The organism is Psychroflexus aestuariivivens (genome assembly GCF_004010055.1).
Lineage (GTDB): Bacteria > Bacteroidota > Bacteroidia > Flavobacteriales > Flavobacteriaceae > Psychroflexus > Psychroflexus aestuariivivens.
Genome location: NZ_RQVT01000061.1, coordinates 157,701 through 179,028 on the forward strand (window position 1 = coordinate 157,701; position 21,328 = coordinate 179,028).

General features: G+C 35.0%; 12 protein-coding genes. 3 read left to right on the plus strand and 9 right to left on the minus strand.

From position 1 onward, the window contains the following. Nucleotides 1–77 precede the first annotated feature (77 nt). Complete coding sequence (locus EIG86_RS13610; protein WP_127846729.1) at nt 78–1,343, minus strand: BaiN/RdsA family NAD(P)/FAD-dependent oxidoreductase; 1,266 nt, start codon at nt 1,341–1,343, stop codon at nt 78–80. A gap of 153 nt (nt 1,344–1,496) precedes the next feature. Here EIG86_RS13610 and pth point away from each other — a divergent pair, with 153 nt between their 5' ends. The 3 genes from pth to EIG86_RS13625 are packed head-to-tail and all read left to right on the plus strand — an operon-like array spanning nt 1,497 to nt 4,372. Then, entirely contained in the window at nt 1,497–2,120 is a 624-nt protein-coding gene (gene pth / locus EIG86_RS13615; RefSeq protein ID WP_127846730.1) for an aminoacyl-tRNA hydrolase, read from the plus strand. Nucleotides 2,121–2,126: 6 nt separating this feature from the next. After that, entirely contained in the window at nt 2,127–3,059 is a 933-nt protein-coding gene (locus EIG86_RS13620) for a bifunctional riboflavin kinase/FAD synthetase (protein ID WP_127846731.1), read from the plus strand. Between the two features lie 5 nt (nt 3,060–3,064). Beyond that, nucleotides 3,065–4,372, plus strand: coding sequence for an HTTM domain-containing protein (locus tag EIG86_RS13625; RefSeq protein ID WP_127846732.1), 1,308 nt, complete (start codon nt 3,065–3,067; stop codon nt 4,370–4,372). Between the two features lie 18 nt (nt 4,373–4,390). Here the strand turns inward: EIG86_RS13625 and EIG86_RS13630 are convergent, their stop codons facing one another. From EIG86_RS13630 to EIG86_RS13665, 8 genes are all read right to left on the minus strand, one after another. Next, nucleotides 4,391–6,544 carry an APC family permease gene (locus EIG86_RS13630; protein WP_262707806.1) on the minus strand — a complete coding sequence of 718 codons (2,154 nt, stop codon included), beginning with the start codon at nt 6,542–6,544 and terminating at the stop codon, nt 4,391–4,393. A 189-nt stretch (nt 6,545–6,733) separates the two neighbouring features. Next, on the minus strand, nt 6,734–7,558 hold the full coding sequence (locus EIG86_RS13635) for an NAD(P)H-binding protein (protein WP_127846734.1): 825 nt from the start codon (nt 7,556–7,558) through the stop codon (nt 6,734–6,736). After that, nucleotides 7,555–9,873 (minus strand): M20/M25/M40 family metallo-hydrolase, encoded by a 2,319-nt coding sequence (locus tag EIG86_RS13640; RefSeq protein ID WP_127846735.1) that lies wholly within the window; start codon nt 9,871–9,873, stop codon nt 7,555–7,557. The genes EIG86_RS13635 and EIG86_RS13640 overlap by 4 nt, the downstream gene beginning before the upstream one ends. Further along, nucleotides 9,870–10,223 (minus strand): hypothetical protein, encoded by a 354-nt coding sequence (locus tag EIG86_RS13645; protein ID WP_127846736.1) that lies wholly within the window; start codon nt 10,221–10,223, stop codon nt 9,870–9,872. Before EIG86_RS13645 ends, EIG86_RS13640 begins: the two co-directional genes overlap by 4 nt. Before the next feature lie 93 nt (nt 10,224–10,316). Next, entirely contained in the window at nt 10,317–12,206 is a 1,890-nt protein-coding gene (locus tag EIG86_RS13650) for an OmpA family protein (RefSeq protein WP_127846737.1), read from the minus strand. Between the two features lie 27 nt (nt 12,207–12,233). Continuing rightward, a complete protein-coding gene (locus EIG86_RS13655) occupies nt 12,234–13,142 on the minus strand; it encodes a PorP/SprF family type IX secretion system membrane protein (RefSeq protein ID WP_127846738.1) in 909 nt (302 codons plus the stop codon). A 39-nt stretch (nt 13,143–13,181) separates the two neighbouring features. Further along, nucleotides 13,182–15,818 carry a choice-of-anchor L domain-containing protein gene (locus EIG86_RS13660; RefSeq protein WP_127846739.1) on the minus strand — a complete coding sequence of 879 codons (2,637 nt, stop codon included), beginning with the start codon at nt 15,816–15,818 and terminating at the stop codon, nt 13,182–13,184. Between the two features lie 34 nt (nt 15,819–15,852). Continuing rightward, nucleotides 15,853–21,240, minus strand: a complete 5,388-nt coding sequence (locus EIG86_RS13665) for a T9SS type B sorting domain-containing protein (protein WP_127846740.1) — start codon at nt 21,238–21,240, stop codon at nt 15,853–15,855. Nucleotides 21,241–21,328: the final 88 nt, after the last annotated feature.

The following is a 21,328-nucleotide window of genomic DNA, read 5'->3' on the forward strand; positions in this document are numbered from 1 at the left end:
ATAACATTAAAAATTTACTATCAAAACTAACGTTTGTTAATATTCCCTTTTAGATCTGTATTTCTATAAGCTTTTATCTAAAAATCATCGCTTATCGCTTTTGCTGAAATATATGCGCTAGTCCACGCATTTTGAAAATTGAACCCGCCAGTAATTGCATCTATATTCAAAACTTCTCCAGCAAAAAATAAATTTGGATGAATTCTACTTTCAAAAGTTTTAAAGTTTATTTCTTTTAAATCTACACCTCCTGCAGTTACAAATTCTTCTTTGAAAGTGCTTTTTCCATTCACGTGAAAAATATCATTAGTCAGGCTTTGTGCTAATTTTCTAATTTGCATCTTATTTAAATCTGCCCAAATTATTTGGTTTTCAATTTCTGAAGAAGACACCAAAGCTTGCCAAAGACGTTTTGGTAAATCGAATTGCGGATGGTTAATCACTTGCTTTTTTGAAAGTTCAAGTTTGAGTTGATTCAATATTGGAATAATAGATTCTTGATTGTGCTCTGGCACCCAATTCACTTTGAGTTGAAATTGGTGATTCAGCTTATAAAAAGTTCGCGCCCCCCAAGCTGAAAGTTTCAAGACACATGGTCCGCTAAACCCCCAATGTGTGATTAATAAAGGTCCAGAAGACTGTAAAGCGTTCAATTCAGATTTAGGAACTCCACGATCTGAATTTGTAAATACTTCGATATTTGCTTCTGTGGAAATCCCTGCTAAATCTTTTATTTTTTCATCTTGAATATTGAAAGTAAATAAAGATGGCACTGGCGATACAAGTGTATGATTTAGTTTTTCTATCGTTTTCCACATTTTCGGGCTACTACCGGTGGCAATGAGTAATTTTTTAGAATGAAAAACCTGTTCTGAAGTTTCTATTTCCCAATTATATTCAGAACTTTGTAAAGGCTGAATATTATTCACGCCGCAGTTCGTTATAACTTTTACGCCAAGCCGATTAACTTCATTTTGAAAGCAATCAATTATGGTTTGGGAATCATCTGAAATTGGGAAAATTCTCTGATCAGATTCGATTTTCAGTTCCACACCACGCTCTTCCAGCCACGCCATCATATCGCCAGTCATAAACTGATGGAACGAACCTCGTAATTCTTTATGACCTCTTGGATAATTTTTGGCCAAGGCTAAAGGTTCAAATTCGGCATGCGCAACATTGCATCTTCCTCCACCAGAAATTTTCACTTTGCTCAACACATTTTTGGATTTTTCTAAAACACAAACAGTAGCATTTGGTTGTTGTTCAGCAAAATTAATTGCGGCAAAAAATCCGGCAGCGCCACCACCTACAATCACAAGATCTTTTTCTATGCTTTTCAAATTGAAAGTTTTGACAAAAATAATGTATTTGAAGGTTTTTCACTTTTAAAATAGACCTTAAAACAACATTTTAAAGTCTTTTGTCACCTGTATAATTTCCTTAAAAGCAAGCTTTATATTCCAATGCTTTTTTATTTTTACAAAAATTTATTAATGAGAGCCTTTTTTGGTAAAATTCTGTCTAAACGCAAAAAGGAAGACCGCACAACTATGAAAAAATTATTGATTGTTGGTTTGGGAAATCCAGGTCCAAAATATCACAATACCAGACACAATATTGGTTTTAAAATACTTGACTTTTTAGCAGATTCTAAAGATTTGAGTTTTGCTCCAGATCGATTGGCTGACAAAACTGAATTCAATTTTAAGGGTCGTAAATTTATCTTGATTAAACCTACAACCTTTATGAATTTGAGTGGCAAAGCAGTTCGGTATTGGATGGATAAAGAAAATATTGCGATAGAAAATTTACTTGTTATTACAGATGATTTGAATTTAGAGTTTGGTACCATCAGACTTAAAGGCAAAGGTAGTGACGGCGGTCACAATGGATTAAAAAATATTCAGGAATTGCTAAACACAACCAAATATCCTAGATTTAGATTTGGGATTGGAAATCAATTTTCTAAAGGTCAGCAAATTGGTTATGTGTTGGATGAGTGGCATGCTGAAGAAAATGAAAAAATGAAAGAACGTCTGGAGAAATCTACGGAACTTATCTTATCTTTTGGAACTGCAGGAATTCATAACACCATGAACGCATTTAATGGAAAATAATTTAACGTGAAAATTTACAACAAAGTTTCAGAGTTCGATAATACAATACCAACAGTGGTTACTATTGGCACTTTCGATGGCGTGCATATTGGACATCGTAAAATCATCCAGCGTCTTGTCGATTCTGCGAAAGCCAAAAATTTAGAAACTGCACTTTTAACTTTCTATCCGCATCCAAGAATGGTGCTCCAGCAAGATTCTGATTTAAAGCTGATTGATAGCATCGAAGAAAAAAAAACAATTCTTAGAGATACTGGCTTAGATCATTTGATTATTCATCCATTTACAATGGAATTTTCAAGACTTACTGCTGAAGAATATGTAGAAGATATTTTGGTTAAAGGTTTGAATGCAAAAAAAATTGTGATTGGCTACGACCATAGATTTGGCAGAAATAGGACTGCTAATATTGAAGATTTGAAAATGTTTGGTAAAAACTATGGTTTTGAGGTCGATGAAATATCTAAGCAAGATGTGGAAGATGTTGCGGTGAGTTCGACTAAAATAAGAAATGCCTTAGAAAGTGGTGATTTAGAAAAAGCCAACGCTTACCTTTCTAGACCTTTCATTTTGTCTGGTAAAATCATAAAAGGCAAAGGCTTGGGCCGAAAAATGGGTTATCCCACTGCAAATTTGAACATCAAAGATGAACATAAATTAATTCCAAAAGAAGGCGTTTATGTGGTTGTCGCTGTCATCAATGGCGATAAATTTTTCGGTATGATGAATATTGGCACCAATCCAACAGTTGGCGGACAAAGTCGAAGTATTGAAACTTTTTTCTTCGATATGAATAAAGATTTGTATGGTGAATATTTAGAAATCCAACTTTTGAAGCGCATCCGTAGTGAAGCTAAATTTGAAGGATTGGACGCTTTGATCAAAGCCATGCAAGCTGATGAAGTTTTCTCAAGAAAATACATCCAAAAATATAAATAGCAGCAATGAATAAATTTCTGTTTCGTCGTATTGACAATTCTGCTTTAGTTGCGTTCAGAATCATTTTTGGATTGTTGATTACGCTAGAAGCTTGGGGTGCTATCGTTACGGGTTGGGTTAGAAAAACACTTGTAGAACCGATATTTACATTCAATTTTATAGGCTTAGATTTTCTGCAGCCTTTACCTGGGAATGGCATGTATTTCTATTTCGCTATTATGGGTTGCTTTGGTGTTTTGATCATGTTGGGTTTCAAGTATCGATTCAGCATTATTGCATATACAGTTATGTGGACGGCTGTTTATCTGATGCAAAAAACTTCTTATAATAATCATTATTACCTACTTATTCTACTTTTGATTTTTATGTCGATTGTTCCAGCACATAGAAATTTTTCCATAGACGCTAAGCAAAATCCAGAGCTTAAATCCAACTCGATGCCACAGTGGGTCAAGTGGTTTCTTATTTTTCAAATTTGGATTGTTTACACTTATGCAGCTTTAGCAAAAATTTATCCAGACTGGCTTGATGGTACTTTTCCTGAAATACTAATGAAAGGCAAAAGTCACTATTATCTTATCGGTGATATTCTTCAGCAAGAATGGGTTCATACAAGTATTACCTATTTTGGTATTTTGTTTGACCTTTTGGTGGTTCCGCTTTTATTGTGGAAACGCACCCGAGTAGCAATGTTTTGGATCAGTGTATTTTTTCATTTATTTAATAGTATCGTTTTTCAGATTGGGATTTTCCCTTATATGTCTTTAGCATTTATTCTATTCTTTTTCCCAACTAAGTTCGTCAATCGAAAATTTTTGAGATTCAAACCGCATTATGAAGGCGATGAAATTAATGTCCCGAAACGACACAATTTGCTTAAAGCCTTTTTTATAATTTGGTTCAGTTTTCAAATTTTTATGCCAATGCGTCATCATTTTATCAAAGGCGATGTATTTTGGACCGAAGAAGGCCACAGAATGAGTTGGCGAATGATGCTTCGTTCCAAAAGTGGTTATTCAAGTTTTAAAATTAAAAACAATACAACAGGAAAGGTGAGTTATATAAATATGAACGACTATCTGACCGCCAAGCAAAGACGAACATTGCTGAAACCTGATGCTATTTGGCAATTCACACAAAGATTGAAAGAAGAATATGAAGGCGAGGATATTGAAATTTATGCGCGAGTAAAAGTGAGCTTAAATGGTAGAAAATCTGAATATATAGTAGATCCTAACATGGATTTGAGCAAAGTTGAATGGCATTATTTTTCTCATAATCCATGGATTTTGTCGGGTCCAAGAACAAATTGATGAAGTGTATAATAAGTATTATTCATTTTCATCTTCGACTTCTTCAGCAGGGCTTTCTTCACGATCTTTTTCTTCTTTAGATTCATCTTCACTACGACTTTCAAGAACTACCAATAAAGGACAATCGATTTTGTCGCTAATCTCAACACGTATTTTATTGATAAAAGACTCTCTTTCTTTAGCATTAGCTTCTACCAATACTACAAGATCTTCAGATTCGCTTTTATCCTTAACAGCTTCAGATATATCATCAACCTCAACAGTGCTAGTCTTAATTTGATTTTTATCTACACCAGCTTGTTTTAATCTCCCAAAAGCTTTTTCTTTCATTGCAGAAATGTTGTTGCCTTCTCCATCAGAATCTTCTGAACTTTTTATAAACATTAATGTTGCAGGTAAGCTACTTGCTTGAGTCAATTCATATATAACTGTAGCAAAGCGTTTACTTAGCTGATTCAAATCGTATACAGGAATGAGCAATCTATTAAGTTCACTTATAGGCTTTACAACAAGTAGAGCTTGACAATCGTTTTCTATTATTACGTTGTCAATAGCTTGGGATACATCGGGGGTAAACACCAATTCAGTTTTGACATCAAAGGCTTCATTTTCAAGTTCTTTTTTCACTTTTTGTAGCTCTTCTTTCGATTCTTCATCTTTTTCCTCTTCATATTGTTCTGGACTGGTTTGCTCCTTGATTTCTTTATATCCAAGTAATAAAACTTCAAGATCTGTAAATCGTCTTAATATTGCCAGTGGAAGTGATTCTTCTTGTGGAAGTGAAACCGGCAAAAGGATTCGTGGTTTTCGTAATTCTGGTTCTATGTGTGGTGGCGATGGGCTTGTAAGTTTCCTACCACGACCATAAATTACATAAAACAAAGCACTTATCAATAAAACTCCACCACCTAGCAAAAGAGATATTGGTTTCATAAAAAATATAAGTCCAAAACCAGCTAGCATTCCGACTGCTGGGAGATATGGATATGCTGGAGTTTTAAAGCCTGGCACATACCAAACTGGTCTGCTTTTACGCAATTTTATTACACAGCCGCAAATAAGTGAATAAATAACTAAATGTAGTAAAGATGCGGTTTCTGCTAGTATTTCTAAATTTCCAACAAATAAAATTGCAGCTATAGGAACTCCAACTAAAAATAGCGCGCGGTGAGGAGTTCCAAAACGTTGGTGAATTTCTGAAACCCAATTAGGCATAAGCCCATCTTTACTTAAAGCATAAATAGTTCTTGAGGAACTCAGTATAGAGGCATTGGCGCTTGAAAGGGTTGCCAGTAAACCAGCAAATAAAACAACCATTGCACCAATGTTACCAATGAGGTTTCTAGCAACCTCAACAATAGCCGTCTCGCCAAGTTTTTGTAGCTCCTCGGTAGAAAGCACGCTATTACTTACAAACAAAGCAAGAAGATAAAGTGCAGTCACAATAAGTACACTACTGACTAAAGCAAGAGGTAGATTTCTTTGCGGATTGATGATCTCACCTCCAACAGTTGCGATTTGTACAAATCCTAAGTAGGAAGTAAAAATTAGCGCAGAAACTCCAACGACTGGACTTAGACCCTTGGGTGCAAAAGGTGTAGGTAGATTAGACGCTCCAATGATTCCAAAAGCCTGGAGCATTCCATATAAGAATAAAAGGCTAAGAATTCCTGTAAGTGTAAGAACAATGCCATTTTGTAACCTGCCAGCACTTTTAGTTCCCAAAATATTGACAATAGTCAGTATAAGTGCAACTGATAAACCTATAAGAATTGTAGGATCGCCTGGTTGATATCCGGTTTCTTTGAGTAAGTCAATTAAATAACTCGCAAATCCATAAAGATAAAATGAACTGGCAAACACGAGACCTATCCACTGACCAACGCCAATTAGCATTCCCCAAAAAGAACCAAATGTTCGAGAAACGAAATAATAACCACCTCCACTTGCTGGCATTGCAGTAGCTAACTCTGCTGTACATAAAGCCACTATAAGTGCTATAAATCCAGCTAATAGAAAGGACAACATAGCTGCTGGACCTGCTTGTCCTGAAGCAATACCGGGAAAAACAAAGATTCCTGCACCAACCATTATCCCTACTCCTATACTTATCGCTGCTTTTAAAGAAATAGTACGTGCTAATGAGGACTGTTTTTTCTTCGTATTACTCAATGATTAAAAAATTTTAATATTTTGACACAATAATCTAATATTTTATTTTAAAAATTACAAATTGTTAAGTAATTAAAATATAAACATTGCAACATTAATTAGCCATTATCTTTTCAAATAACAATTAGCATCAATCTTTTGTTGACATTTTCTTGACACTAATGATGATCAAAACATTAGTAAGTCAGGTTATATATTTTGAACCAATTGCTCGAATTCAATTTTGAGTTTTGTTTGAGTTTGTTTGGCATTAATAACTTTTCCGACAGATTTCGTTGTTGTTGTGTCGAACTGAGGTTCTTCTAAATTATATTTTTTTGCAGCTGAAGAATAAAAAGTGGATTTGTTCACCGGAATATTTTCTACGCCGTGGAAAACAGTACCAAAAGCTTGTTGTTTTAAAATTGCATTAAGCAGTTTAATACAATTTTTCTTATGAATTAAATTGACTGGTGCTAAAGGATTTTTTACATTTTTTCGTCCTGCAAGATATTTCACCGGATGTCGATCTTTTCCAACTAATCCTCCAAACCTAACTATCGATGTTTGAAAGTTGACTTGATTTTGAAATGCCTTTTCTACTTGAATTAATTGGCTATTTTGAATTTCAGAATGCGTAAACTCATAGTTTTCTGTATAAGTTGGAATACTCTTTTTGTCGCTGAAGACACTTGTTGAACTCACATAAATGACTTTCTTGATTTTGGAATTTTTTATAGCTTGAATAAAATTTTTCATTTTGGCTACATAATCCAAATTCGGCTGACTTCTTAAACCCGGTGGTATATTGATTATTAATATTGAGCTTTCATTGAGAAAATTCTCTATATCACCCTCAATTTTATTTTCAAAAAGTTGAATCTTGAACGCTTGAATTCCTTTTTTCTCAAGTTGACTTAGTTTTTTTTCAGTCGTTGTTGACGCTTTGATATAGTAATTTTCAGCTATTAAATATTCAGCGAGTGAAGAACCTAACCAACCGCAGCCGAGCATTGAAATTTGTTTTTTATTCATAAACCAAAAGACTGTTTTACGATTATAGCATCATTGACGACAAAAGGTTTTGGAATCATTTTGCTCGTCCTTGGCGATATGGAAAATTGGTCATGCGACAGTAAGTCGAAACTGATATCGTTGATTATGAAATTCAGTTCGGCTTGCTTTTCAACTTCAAATTCCAAAATTACAGGTTCTTGGTTGACTACATAATAGTCAAGAATGCTTGCATAAGTTCGATTGAAATGCACGTGTGATATATCATTATCATTTTTTTTAGAATCCAAACCATTGACTGAAAACGAATTAAAATTTGTTAAACTAGTTTCAGAAATAATCAATCTATTCAGTTTTCGCTGAGGAATTATTTCAATTTGAAAGTGTTTAAGTTCTTCACTTGATGGAGTGAGCGTATCAATTTTCACTAAAGAAGTTGGTAAGTTTTTAACTTCAGCTTTATTTGACTTCGTGTATGTAACATTGTATTTACTTGCATATTTTGATTCATCTCTTATTTCTGAATCAAATTCAAAATAGGAACGATTCCAATCATCTAAAATATGGTCATATGTATTCCAAGTAGCCTCACTTTTCTCAGTATCTAGCGTATAAACCAAGCTATTTGGCTTTGGGCGGTTTTGACTAAACTCCGAATGAAGGTGAGCTCTTATAAAAAAACCAATGGCGATAATCAAACTTAAAGCAGCTAAACCTCTTTTGATCGGAAAATAACCGAAAACTGGCAACAAATTACCAAACAAAAGAACACTAAAAATGCTACTGATCACAACCATTTTTAGTCCTAAACCAACTGGAAAAAACTGAATAAAAGGTGTGATTATTGCCAAAGCTGGTAAAACTAAAAACAAGAGTAAAATATAAGATGGCGCAAAATACCTAGTCATTATAAAGAATGCAGCTAATGTAAAAAACAAGGGAATAATGAAAAAAGCTGCACCTTTCAGAAATATATTAATCATTAATAAAAGTATGAACCAAGTAAAAATAGGTGCAACTATGGCGTTCTCTGGATTGAGTTTTCGATCGTATTTTTGATAAACGGCAAATGAAATGAAGACTGTTAATGCTACAAAAAAGATAATGTAACTATGTCCGTTATAAGGAAATCCCTGAAGGATTTCATAGTACTCTGGATAGAAATACATAATTACTTGCCATCCAAAATAAGAGATTAGCCCCGACAAAATCAAACTCGCCAACCAAGGCGCAAAGCCCAATAAAATTTCTTTTAAAGAAAGCCTGCGCGTCCTTAAACCGTAATATAAAATAGCTAAAAATAAAAGCAATGCGATAGCAAAAAGCGGCCAAATGAAACCAAAAGAATATTGAAACAATCCTAAGCCTGGAATTGTAAAATAAATATTATCATGTTCTGCCTTGAGTTTTGACAAATCGGCCTTAGAAAAAATTTCTAATGTACCTGTTAGATAATCGCCCTGATGTGCCAAAGAGCGTTTATCTAAGCGATTTGGTTTATCTAGAGCTGTATGATAGTCATAATGGTCATCAATAAAAGCAAAGAAAAAACTTGGAACGTCAGCGACTTCTCTGAAAATTGTAGAATCGGTGTCATTTGGTAAAATCTTGTACACACTATACATCAATGAATTCGCCAAAGGAAATTCAACATTGGTATTTGAAAATTGATCGATGAGGTTGGCGTTGCCATAATTGGTTTCAACAATCATATTGCTTGGACCACCGCTACCTCGAGATTCAAAATTGAGAACTAAACCAACATTTTCAATCCAGGGATGCGATTCTGCAAAAAGCTGAGCGCCCATTAAACCAATTTCTTCGGCATCTGTAAAGACAATAATAATATCGTTCTGAAATATTAAATCTTTATTTTGAAATTCCCGGACAGCTTCTAGAATAGCTCCAATACCAGAAGCAGCATCGCTAGCACCAGGTGAAGAATGAACGGCAGAATCGTAATGAGATAAAAGCAGAAGTGATTTTGCTTCAGGATTTGACTGATCGGTAGCTGGAATTTTGGTGATGATATTTTCTGGAATGCTGAAACTACCGTCATCAGAAAGCACAAAATCTTGCTGTGTTTGAACTTCTAAGCCAAGTTCTTCCAGTTGATTCACAATATAATTTCGCTTTTCACTGTGAGATTTCGAACCGATAAAGTGGGGTTCATCGCCAATATTTTTAACGTGTTGAAAAGCACGTTCTGTAGAAAATTTAGAATCTGGCGTAGAAAGGTCAGTAATTTCTGAGGGATAGAGTTTGAAAAAAGTATACCATATGGTAAATGAAATTATTACTAAAGAGAATATTGCTTTATAACTATATCTTTTCATTCTTGTCGTTTTACAATTGCAAAATAATCACCCTCTAAAGGTAAATAACCTTGGTCGTACACAAAATAGTAGACATGTCCTTTCTTAGTCTTATAGACATTGGTAAAGTATTTGAAGTTGAAGCCTTTTTCATTTAGGACTGAGCGTGTAGTTTTCGTTTTTTGATCTTTATTGATACTCTGTAATATTCTATAATTCTTCTTGAGTTGGTTATTTACATTCCTTACAATCTTTCTCGACGCTCTGTTCAAAGTATTGTTGAAAGTGCTCCGACAATAATCCGAGCAGTATTTTTTATCAATTCTACCTGTGAGGACCTCACCACAAGACTGACAGTAGGATTTATCCATTTTTCAAAAATTTTAAGAATTGGTTAAGTAAATATAAATAAAAATCCCCAAACTAAGAAGCTTGGGGATTTTCTAAAATTTAAAATGTAATTCTTACTCAACAATCATAAACTCAGATCGTCTGTTTTGTCTGTGATCTTCTTCTGTACAATTGCTACCACATTCAATCAATAATTCGGATTCACCTTTACCTTCACCAGTAATTCTAGATTCATCGATACCTTGAGATACGATGTAATCTACAGTATTTTGAGCTCTACGTTCAGATAAATTCATGTTGTATTCTGCTGGACCTCTTCTATCTGTGTGACTTTCTACTTTCACTTCGATTTCAGGGTATTTCTTCATAGTTGCAACAATCTTATCCAATTCTAAAGCAGCTTCAGATCTGATTTCTGCTTTATCGAATTCAAACAAAATACTTTCATCTATAGTAATGCTTCTTTCTCTGATAATTTCAGGTTCAGGATCAAGTACTAAAGTAACCATCATCTCATCTCCAGTTGCTTCCACAACTTGCGAAGCGCTTTCAAAATCAGACAAATTCACTTGGAAATCGTATTCCATGTTACTTAGCAGAATTTCTTTAGCTTTACCCTGGCTATCAGTGATAAGTTTGAAGATTTGATTATCATCTTCGTCATAAATCAATACTTCAGCATTTGCTAAAGGGTCTTTTGATTCTGAACTTATAACAGTAACAATAATATTTGTTTCCTGAATTGGTCGAATCAAATCTGCGTTGTAGATATTATCATTTTTTGGATTATCTCCTCTATTTGAAGACACATAACCAGATTCTACAGCAACATTATAAGTGAAGCCGAAATCATCTGAAGTTGAATTTAAAGGTTTACCTAAATTTTTAGGATATTCAAAGCCATTGCCTTTAGGATTAGCATAAAAAACATCTAAACCACCCATTCCTAAGTGACCATCACTAGAAAAATACATTACACCTTCATTATCAATGAATGGAAAACTTTCTCTAGCTTCTGTATTAATAGTAGCTCCAAGGTTTTCTGGTTCTCCATAAGAACCATCACTATTGATACTTACTCGGTAAATGTCTGAATCTCCAAAACCGCCAGTCATATCACTTGAAAAATAAAGAGTTTTACCGTCAGGACTTAGAGCAGGGTGACTATTTGAATATTCAGTATCATTGAAAGGCAATGACTCGATATCTTGCCATTCACCATTTACTAAATCTGCTTTATAAATTTTCAATCTATTGATTCCTTCTGAATCTTTTTCATAATCGCCGCCTAAATAATCATTTCTAGTAAAATACATAGTTTGACCATCATCTGTTATAGCAATTGTGCCTTCGTGAAATTTAGAATTTACGTCACCAGGTAATTCCTCAACGTTTTTGAAAGTTCCACCAACGTTTTCAGCAACGAAAATGTCTAGAGTTGGTTGTTCATTCCAACCATACTTTCTTCTAGATTTATTTCTGGCAGACACGAAGTAAAGTGTTCCGTCAAATTCATAAGCGCCAAAATCAGAATATTCTGAATTTAATTCCATTTGCTGAACATCAAATTTAGGATCCATCATCATCAAATCTGAAATATAGTTTGGATTTGCCATGAATGCTTTAGCTCTTTGATCGTTTGGCTTTTCACTAGCAAACATCATCATTGCTTTTTTAGCATCTTCAAATTTTGAATTTGCCATCAAACTTTGTGAATATTTGAAATAAACTTCAGCATCGACATTTTCAGTATTATTTAGATACATTTTATAATATCGTTCTGCGTCACGTGTATTGTAAACTTTGTAGTTAGCTTCAGCTAAACGCTTATAAACGTAAGCATTTGCTTTACCTTTTTCTACAAGTTTCTCATAATCGTCAATCGCATCAACAAACTCCAAACGGTCGAAATGTTTATCAGCCTTCTGAGTGTCTTTGTTTTGAGCACTTACAATTGTAACACCCATAACAAATACGAATAATGTAATATATATTTTTTTCATAGTTTACAGTACTTAAATGTTTATGTTTTAGAAATATCTTGGTGAAATAAAAGTTTTCTTCTTGAAGAAAATATCGAAAATAACAAAAGCTTCGTAAGAAGGTTCGTTAAGGTCGCTTGTCGTGCTATCATAAGCAAAACCTATTTGCATCCAATCTGTAGCTCTTACACTAGCCAAACCACTAATGGCATCTTCATATCTGTAAGACGCTCCAATTTCAAATCTGTCGTAAAACAAAAAGTTAGCATTAACATCAAAAGATAAGTCTGATGACAGCTCTGTTTTCACCAATGTTGAAGGTTTGAACTTCAAGTTTTCATTGAGTTGAAATACATAACCAGCTGTTAAAAACACGTGTTGCTCTTCTGTACCAAACTCTCTACCACTAGTATCCAAGTGCGTTGAACTCAAGAAGTTTGGCATAGAAAGTCCTGCATAGAACTTATCTGTGTAGTATAAGAAACCAGCGCCAATGTTAGGGTAAGTTTCGCTTACGTTTTCTTGAAAAGCAGGATCTAATTGATCTTGAAAATCCAAGCCTATAAAACCTACGCTATGAAATGTAGCTCCAGCCTTTACTCCAAAAGCAAGTTTTCTCTCATTTCCAAGATCTAAAGTATAAGATACATCTGCATAAACATTGGTTTCCTCAACTGGACCGATCTGGTCATTAATGGCTGAAAGCCCAAGTCCTAGTCCATTACCTACAGGCGTATGTGCATTGAAGGTGAATGTTTGAGGCGCTCCATCTATTCCAGACCATTGCTCTCTATAAAGCAAGCCTACCGAAAGGCTTTCTTTAGAGCCTGCATAAGCAGGGTTGACCACATTCATATTGTACATATACTGCGTATATTGTGGATCTTGTTGTGCTGTGGCATGATTTGAGATCATGAAGCCTACTGCGCAGATTATAATTACATAAAACTTTCTCATATTAAAAACTTTATAATTGTATTTTGGTTATTGATTTTGTTATTGTTCGGTGTTGATATAAATCCATCCTTTTTCTTGACGGCTAAATCTGTCATCGCTTTCCTCTAAGTCGATAACATAGAAATAAGTTCCTGTGACTAAATCGTCACCGTTGTCATTCTGACCACAGAACTCATTTATATAATCAGTAGATTCAAAAATCAATCTTCCATAACGGTTAAATATTTGAACTTTATTGATTCCCAATTGATCATCTAAGAATGTAAGGTCTAAGCAATCATTAAAGCCGTCATCATTTGGAGAAAGTCCTTGCGTGATTGTACAGTTATCAACCTCGTATCCTTCAACAGTAATTTCACCAAAACTCAAGCAACCATTATCATCTGCTTCTACAGAATAAGTACCAAGTTCAGCACCTGAAACAATTAAAGTAGAATCATTTTCACCTGAAATTTCAACTCCATCTCTAAACCAAGTAAATGATGTAGTATTGGTGTCTGAAAAACCTGTGTCTAATTCCGCTTCATCATTATTACATAACTTTATTGTATCAGGACCTAAATCTATTGATGGTGTTTGAATAAATTCAACATTAATATCCGCTGTTTGGACACAACCTTCATAAGTCGTCGTTAAAGTATATAATCCAGATTCAGAAACTGTAATATTAGGTGTAGTTTCACCATTACTCCACTCATAATCAACTTGATTTTCGTCTCCAGATGGAATTCCCATTATACTTGAAATAATTTCAAAAGGCTCTAGTTGGCCTTCAGGATAACATACAGTAACATCTGATCCTAAGTCAACCATATAGTCAATTAATGTCAATGTAAAGGTTGCTTGTGCTGAACAAACTCCATTTTGAATTTCTAAATCATAAACCCCTTCTTCAGTAGCTTCATAAGTTGAATTTGTTGCGTCAACAATTTCAATACCATCTTGAAACCATTGGTATTGTGGATCTTCTAAATCACTAATATTAGAAGGCGTACCATCTAAAGTGACGCTTTCTTCAAAACAGAAAGTTAAATCTTGATCTTGTACATCAGGAGTTTGAAAAAACTCAATATTGATTTCTGCTGTTTCAACACAACCTTTGAAAGTTGTTGTCACAGTGTAAATTCCAGATTCTGTCACAGTAATATTTGGAGTTGTCTCCATATTACTCCATTCGTAATCTACGTCATCTTCTTCGCCAGCAGGAACGCCAGTAAGATTTGATGAAATTACAAATTCATTAGATTGCCCTAGAGGCGTACAAATTACATCATCTGCACCAAGGTCTACTGAATAATCAACTAAATTCACAACAAATTCACTTTCAACTGTACATTCAGAATCCTGAACTTCAAGCGTATATGTTCCAGCTGCATCAGCTTCTATAGTTGGGTTAGTTGCATTGGCAATCGGATTACCATTTAAGAACCATTGGTATTCTGGTGAATCTAAATCGTTGAGATTTATAGGTGTACCATCAAGATTTGCTGTTTCGCCTACACACAAGGAAACATTAGCATCTGAAGGTAATTCTGGTGCGTCAAAAAATTCAACAAAAATCTCATCAGTTTGAAGACAGTTTAAAGAGTAAGCTACCGCAACAGCATAATTTCCTGTTTCTGTAACTTCATAAAATTGTCCATCTTCACCTGGAATCTCTTCTAAATTTCCAGTATCTGGATTTTCGGCATACCAGATATAATCAGTATCTGTTCCACCCTGTCCAGCATCTAATATCACAGGGTCTCCCTCGCATTGTGCTTGTGGGTCACCTAGGTTGATATCTGGTCCTAAATCTACTTCACCAATATCAAAACTACTTCCCTCAATGAATACAGCAGTATTAAATGAAGTATCACCTCTGTCTGCTACTGACAATCTGATGTTATAGGTTTCCCCTGGGATGACGTCTGCAGAAGCTGTTAATTCCTCTGTTTGGGCATTATATTCATTAGATCCATTTCCAGAATTAATATCATCATAAAGTTGAGGCACAGCAAATTCACCAATTTGACCAGCACCACAACTTGTATTGGTGTGAATATTAGTCACACTTACTGGAATATTGGTGCCTGGAATCAAAGCAATATTCAATCCACCTAGATCTTGAACTAAATCTGGGGTATTTGGATTGGCATCATGATTGTATGAATTGGTGTCTGAAATACCAGGCCCACTTAATATAAATGCGAAGGTATCTGAATAACTACAAACGAAAGTTGGGTATTCATCAGAGGCCATAAAATAATTAAAACTCATTTCACCAACAAAAGGCACAAAATCAAATTCTATGACCGTGGCATTATTGGTATTGCCAGGTTCATCTATAATAATTTCGGTAATTGGATCGCCAGGCCAACTATTGGTTCCATTTTGACCAAAACCAGTAAAACTTGGTGAAGCTGCTTGCGATCCATTGGTAGATAAGATAATCCCATCTGTAAAGGGAAAATTGAGTGTTCCTGTGTTTTCAAAGTAAGCATAACTGTCAAATCCTTCTCCAGAGTCTTGACTATTAATTGGTGAAGTAATGTTGGACACTTCAGCACATGCTCCCGTTACCAAGACACCATCAATAAGTTGATCTAAGGTGTAAGTTGTAACGTCCACGCTTATTTGGGCACTGCCTACGAACGGCAAACACCCAATAAGAAATAAAAGTAATTTTTGTCTCATATTTATTTTATTTAGTTAGCATTAAAAGTAAAAATTATTTCTCTTTATTTATATAAATCCATCCTTTTTTCTCAATACCAAATACTGGGTCATTATCTTCTAACTTAATTACATAGAAATAAGTTCCAGTTGTTAACTCATCACCGCTCTCATTTTGTCCAAAAAATTCATCTCTATAATTGTTTTGTTTGAACACACTTCGACCGTATCTATTGAAAATTTCTAAACTAGCAATACCTGTTCGATCATCTAAATACGCAAGGTCTAAATTATCATTGAAACCATCTCCATTTGGAGAAATACCTTGAGTAATTACACAACCTTGATTGTTCTCGTATCCGTTTAATTCAACAGAAGCTGTTTGAACACAAGCTCCATTGATAGAGGCTTCTACAGCAATTGTCACTGTTTCGCCTTCAAATTCGTAAGCTTCAAAGTTTTGAGCGGTTTCAGCAGATTCAACTGATCCATTAACAAACCAAACAAAATCTACTTCATCGGGACTAGCATTAACTAGGCTTGCAGTAAAATCGATACTTTCACCTTCACAGAATTGTGTTCTATCTGGATTTATTTCTAAGTTGACCGCAATATCATCTCTTTCTGTGATGTTTACAGAACTTGTTGCTGAGCAATCCTGACTATCACTGTAAGCTATAACTTCATAATTTCCAAAACCAAAAGGTTCAGTATTTAAATCTTCAAGATTCTCTCCTGGCAACAACTCACCGTTTAGATACCATTCATAAAGAGTATTATTCGGATCAAAATTGCTTGGTGTTGCATCTAATGTAATTCCATTAAGATCACAACTCACAATATCCTCACCTAAGTCTATAATTGGAGATTCGTTAAAGATGTATTCCACACTTTCAACTGTGCTACATCCGGCTTCAGTGGTGATAGTTACAGTATAAATATTGGTTTCAGATACTGTTATGGATTGTGTATCTTCGCCTGTACTCCATTCGTAAGTTGCATTTGTTGAATCCCCACTAGTGATATTTGCTGTAATTTCAGCATCTTCAGTATCACACAATTCTACATCTCCACCCAAATCTACAACAGGTGATTCGTTGAATGTATATTCTACACTTTCTGTGGTGCTACAGCCATCTATAGTCACAGTCAATTCATAAACTCCTGATTCGGTTACTGTGATAGTTTCTGTGATTTCACTGGTACTCCACTCAAAAGTAGCATCGGCAGGATTTCCAATTGTAAATTGTGGTTGAATAACTGCATCTGTAGCATCACATAAACTTTGATCGCCACCCAAGTCGAACTCAGGGTTTTCGATAAATGTAATATCAACAGATTCTGTGATACTACACCCATTTACAGTTACAGTAACCTGATAAATTCCAGTTTCATCCACTGTAATTGAAGCTGTATCTTCACCTTCACCCCATAAATAAGAAATGTCAGCATCTGGATCAACATCAGTAACTTCAGCTATAATTTCATAATCGCCATTCCCACAAATATCTTGATCTCCACCTAAATCAACAGTGAAATTCCCTTGTTGAGTGTCAATTTCAAAAGTTTGTACGCAAACTTGAGCATCTTCATCTCCAGGTGTTCCAATAGTAGTAGTTACTTCTAGTGTATAAATTCCGGCCTGATCTAAAGTGAAAATAGGATTTGTCTCTCCGATGATTTCGTTACCATCAAAAAGCCATTGGTATTCAATCAAATCAAATTCTTCTGGATTTAGAACAGTAGCATCTACGTCTAAAGTTTCACCTTCGCAAATAGAAGCAGAATCTGGAAGATTCACTTCTGGAGCTGGAATAAATACAACTGTAAATTCTTCAAGAACGACATCCACATTATTTTCAATATACTGAACTTGATACAAACCTTCATCGGTTGCAATATAAGTTGATGTATTAGCTCCCATAATTGGCTCAAATTCCTGAGTAGTTTCGTTAAACACAAACCACTGATGTTGTTGATTTGGATCTGGCGCTTCTGATTCCAATATAGCTTCTTCACCTTCACAAATTTCTATATCTGTATTGGTGACAATATCACAATCTGTGGAACCAGCATCATTATCATCTGAGTTGGTTTGACCCAAACTAATAAATCCAGGAGCACCGTTAAAATTCGTTATTAATACTGCATAAATCTCACCTTCCTGAGCATTTGGTATGGTAAAAGTTTCTGAGCTTTGAGCATCATAACTACAATCAACCACATTTCCGTACGGGTAACCATCATCAAAAGTATTGCTACCACAGTTAGAACAACTATCTAAACTATCACAATACTCAGTATCTGTAAAAGGTCCCCAGGCTATAAAATCTACATCTAAAAATGTGCCGGTTAACTCACCAGTATCTTCATCAAAACCTGTCGCTTGCTCTATTTGAAACACTAATTCACCTGACTCCTCAACCTGCATATAGTACCAAACTGGATTTGGTTGAGTTCCTAGACACCCATAATCACTTAAGTTAGGATCTGCTTCTGTATCACTTTCATCTGATACATTTTGAAAGACTAAAGCTTGACCTGCATCTGGTGCACAAAACGGAACTGGTCCATTGCAACCACAAGACTGTAAAGTATAAGATTGACTTGTCAAAACACAGTTAGTATCTTCGTCGTTATCAATAGTGAACTCTACTGAAGTCCCCAAATCATAAGGTCCAAAAGTTTCTGTTGTGGGAGAAGTCACCGAAACTGGCGCATCTCCTTGATTGGACACAATTTCTATTTCAGATAAAGAACCTAAATCCTGAACTGTAACATCTACAAAGAATCCAGTGTCATCATCAGTACAGTTATCAACAACAACATATTCAACTTGTGGATTTGTACAAGTTGCACAAGAGACTGTTAAATCAATTGGTGTATAACCACTTTGCTGACAACTAATAGAACCATCTGGAGTAACCTGAACTGTTATTTCATCTCCAGAAGATTGAAAATTTAATCCAGAAAGATCCCCAGCGTTACCATATCCGTTATAAAGCTCGGTACCGTCAGAATCTAAAACAATAAATTCATCAAAATTATTTTCAACTTGACCTGAATTCACACTTAAATTTAAATTTGTACCATCATTACTGATATAAGTAAATTCTTCAACTTCACCACTATTATAACAAAATACAGTATTGACTGGCGTTCCTGTACAATCTACTAAATTTTCTGTACACTCCTCTTGTACAAATGTACCTGAAGTCAATTCACAATTTGAGTCTTGATTGTTTTCTACAGTAAATTCAACCTCTGCACCATTAGCATAAGGCCCAAACTGAACAATTCCTGGGGCAGAAACTGTTTCTGCTGGATTGCCTTGATTGTCTGTAATATCTAAATCTGTAGCAGACCCTAAATCTATAACATCAACATCAACAAAAAACTGCGGCGCATTCAAACAGTCACTGATCAATTCATATTCAACTTGTGGATTTGTACAAGTTGCACAAGACACTGTTAAATCTATAGGATCATAACCATTACCACCACAATTTACAGAACCGTCTGAATCAATTAAAATTGTAATCTCATCTCCCGTGGATTGAAAAGATTGTCCAGAAATATCTCCGCCATCATTAAACAATTCTGTACCATCTGTGTCTAAAACTATAAAATCGTCACAACAAGTTTCTAAGAAACCTGAGTTTATATTTAAATTCAGTGATGAGCCATCGGAACTCACGTAAGTGATTTCAAAATCCTCATTATCTTCATAACAATAATTTAAGTTAACTGGTCCATCTGTACAATCAACCTCTTCTATTGTACAAAATTCTTGAGTAAGAATCTGACTAGCGGAAGAACAATTCGCATCAGAAGTATTTTCTACTGTAATCAGCACTTCAGTTCCGTTAGTATAAGGACCAAAAGAATAAGTTCCAGTAGCATCTGCAGTAACAACTGCCGAACCTTGATCATCAGATATTTCTAAATCATCAGTTCCGCCAAGATTAGTGATTTCAACATCTACCAGAAATTGAGGACCATTTAAACAATCCTGGACAACTGCATAATTCACAATTGGGTTTACACAATCTGGCATCTCCAGAAAAGTCACATCATCGATCAAAATATCGTTATAAAATGTAAATCCACCTGAATCATCTCCTGTAACAGTAAATCTTACTTGAGTTGCCGAAGTAATTGTATAGCCAGAAATATCAATCACATACTGAGACCAGTTTTCACCTAAAGTTTGGCTAATATTTAAAACATTCTCCCAACCATTATCTGTATTAATTTCAACATCTATAATATTTACTGCATCGTCATTCGTATTATTTGAAAACAAGTAAAACTCAACTGCAGCTGCAGTTAAGCTTGAAACATCCACTAAAGGCGAAGTCAAAGTACTGACATCATCATTAGAATTATCAGAACCATCCAACCAGGCATAATTTGTCCCGCCTCCAGGCGTATGATCTAAAACATCTGTAGCTGCATAATCAGCACCAGTACTAAAGTCCCAAGCATTGTCACCTCCCTGAGACCAGCAATTCGGAATACTATTACTTGCAAAATCTTCAGACCATGGCAAAGCAAACACAGTACATTCTGTGGTAAAGGTAAAAGGACCAGCCAATTCACTTTCTTCACCCCCAGCACAAACTGCTTTTACATAAAAATGATAATCTGTCGCTGGGTTTAAACTTGTAATATTTTCACCTAAAACTCCATCGTTGTCAGAAATTGTAGTTCCTTCTGAGTCAGGATTAAAACCTGCTTCACCATACACAATCTCCCATTCAGTTTCAGCATCTCCTGGCGTCCATGAAAGATCTGCTTCAGAAGAAGTAACGTTTTCTGCCACAAGAAGTGATGGCATAACGCATGTTACCTCGTAAATTTCAACATTATCAATATACCAACCATCTCTTTGAATAGAAAGATCACTATCAAGTCTAAACCGAACCACTACATCATCGGTCATATAATTCGACAAATCGAAAAATTCGCGTTTCCACCAAGCATTTTGAACAGGCACATCTGTTGTTCCCCATTCTGGATAAGAATCCTCATCAAAAGACGAACTCCCTTCTAAAATTGCATCTCCAATATATTCGGCAGCTTGAAATTCTTGAAAAGTAGCACCTCCATCAGTAGAAATTTCAACGAATGCTTCATCCCAACCACCTTCAGTTTTAGCAATGTGCCAAAAGGAAAGCTGCGGATTAGTTAAACCAGTTAAATCTAAGGAATTAGTTACAAAAAGTATATTATTCTCATCATCAAGATATTGATTATGAGCTGACTGCACGCCTTCTTGAAAAAAAGAAGTATTAATTACCCAATCAGAGCCATTGGCTGCATCATTAGAAAAAGTCCCTAACCCAGACTCGAAGTCTTCTGAAAAAACTTGAGCATTAAGTGAACTTACTCCTAATAGTAATGTCAATAAACAAAGACAAGCTTGTAAATATGTTCTCATTTTTAATTGTGTTATTTTAAGCCGTGAAGATAAAAAAATTGTTACAACGACGTTAAATATACTTGAAATTTTTTAGTTTAAATTTAAG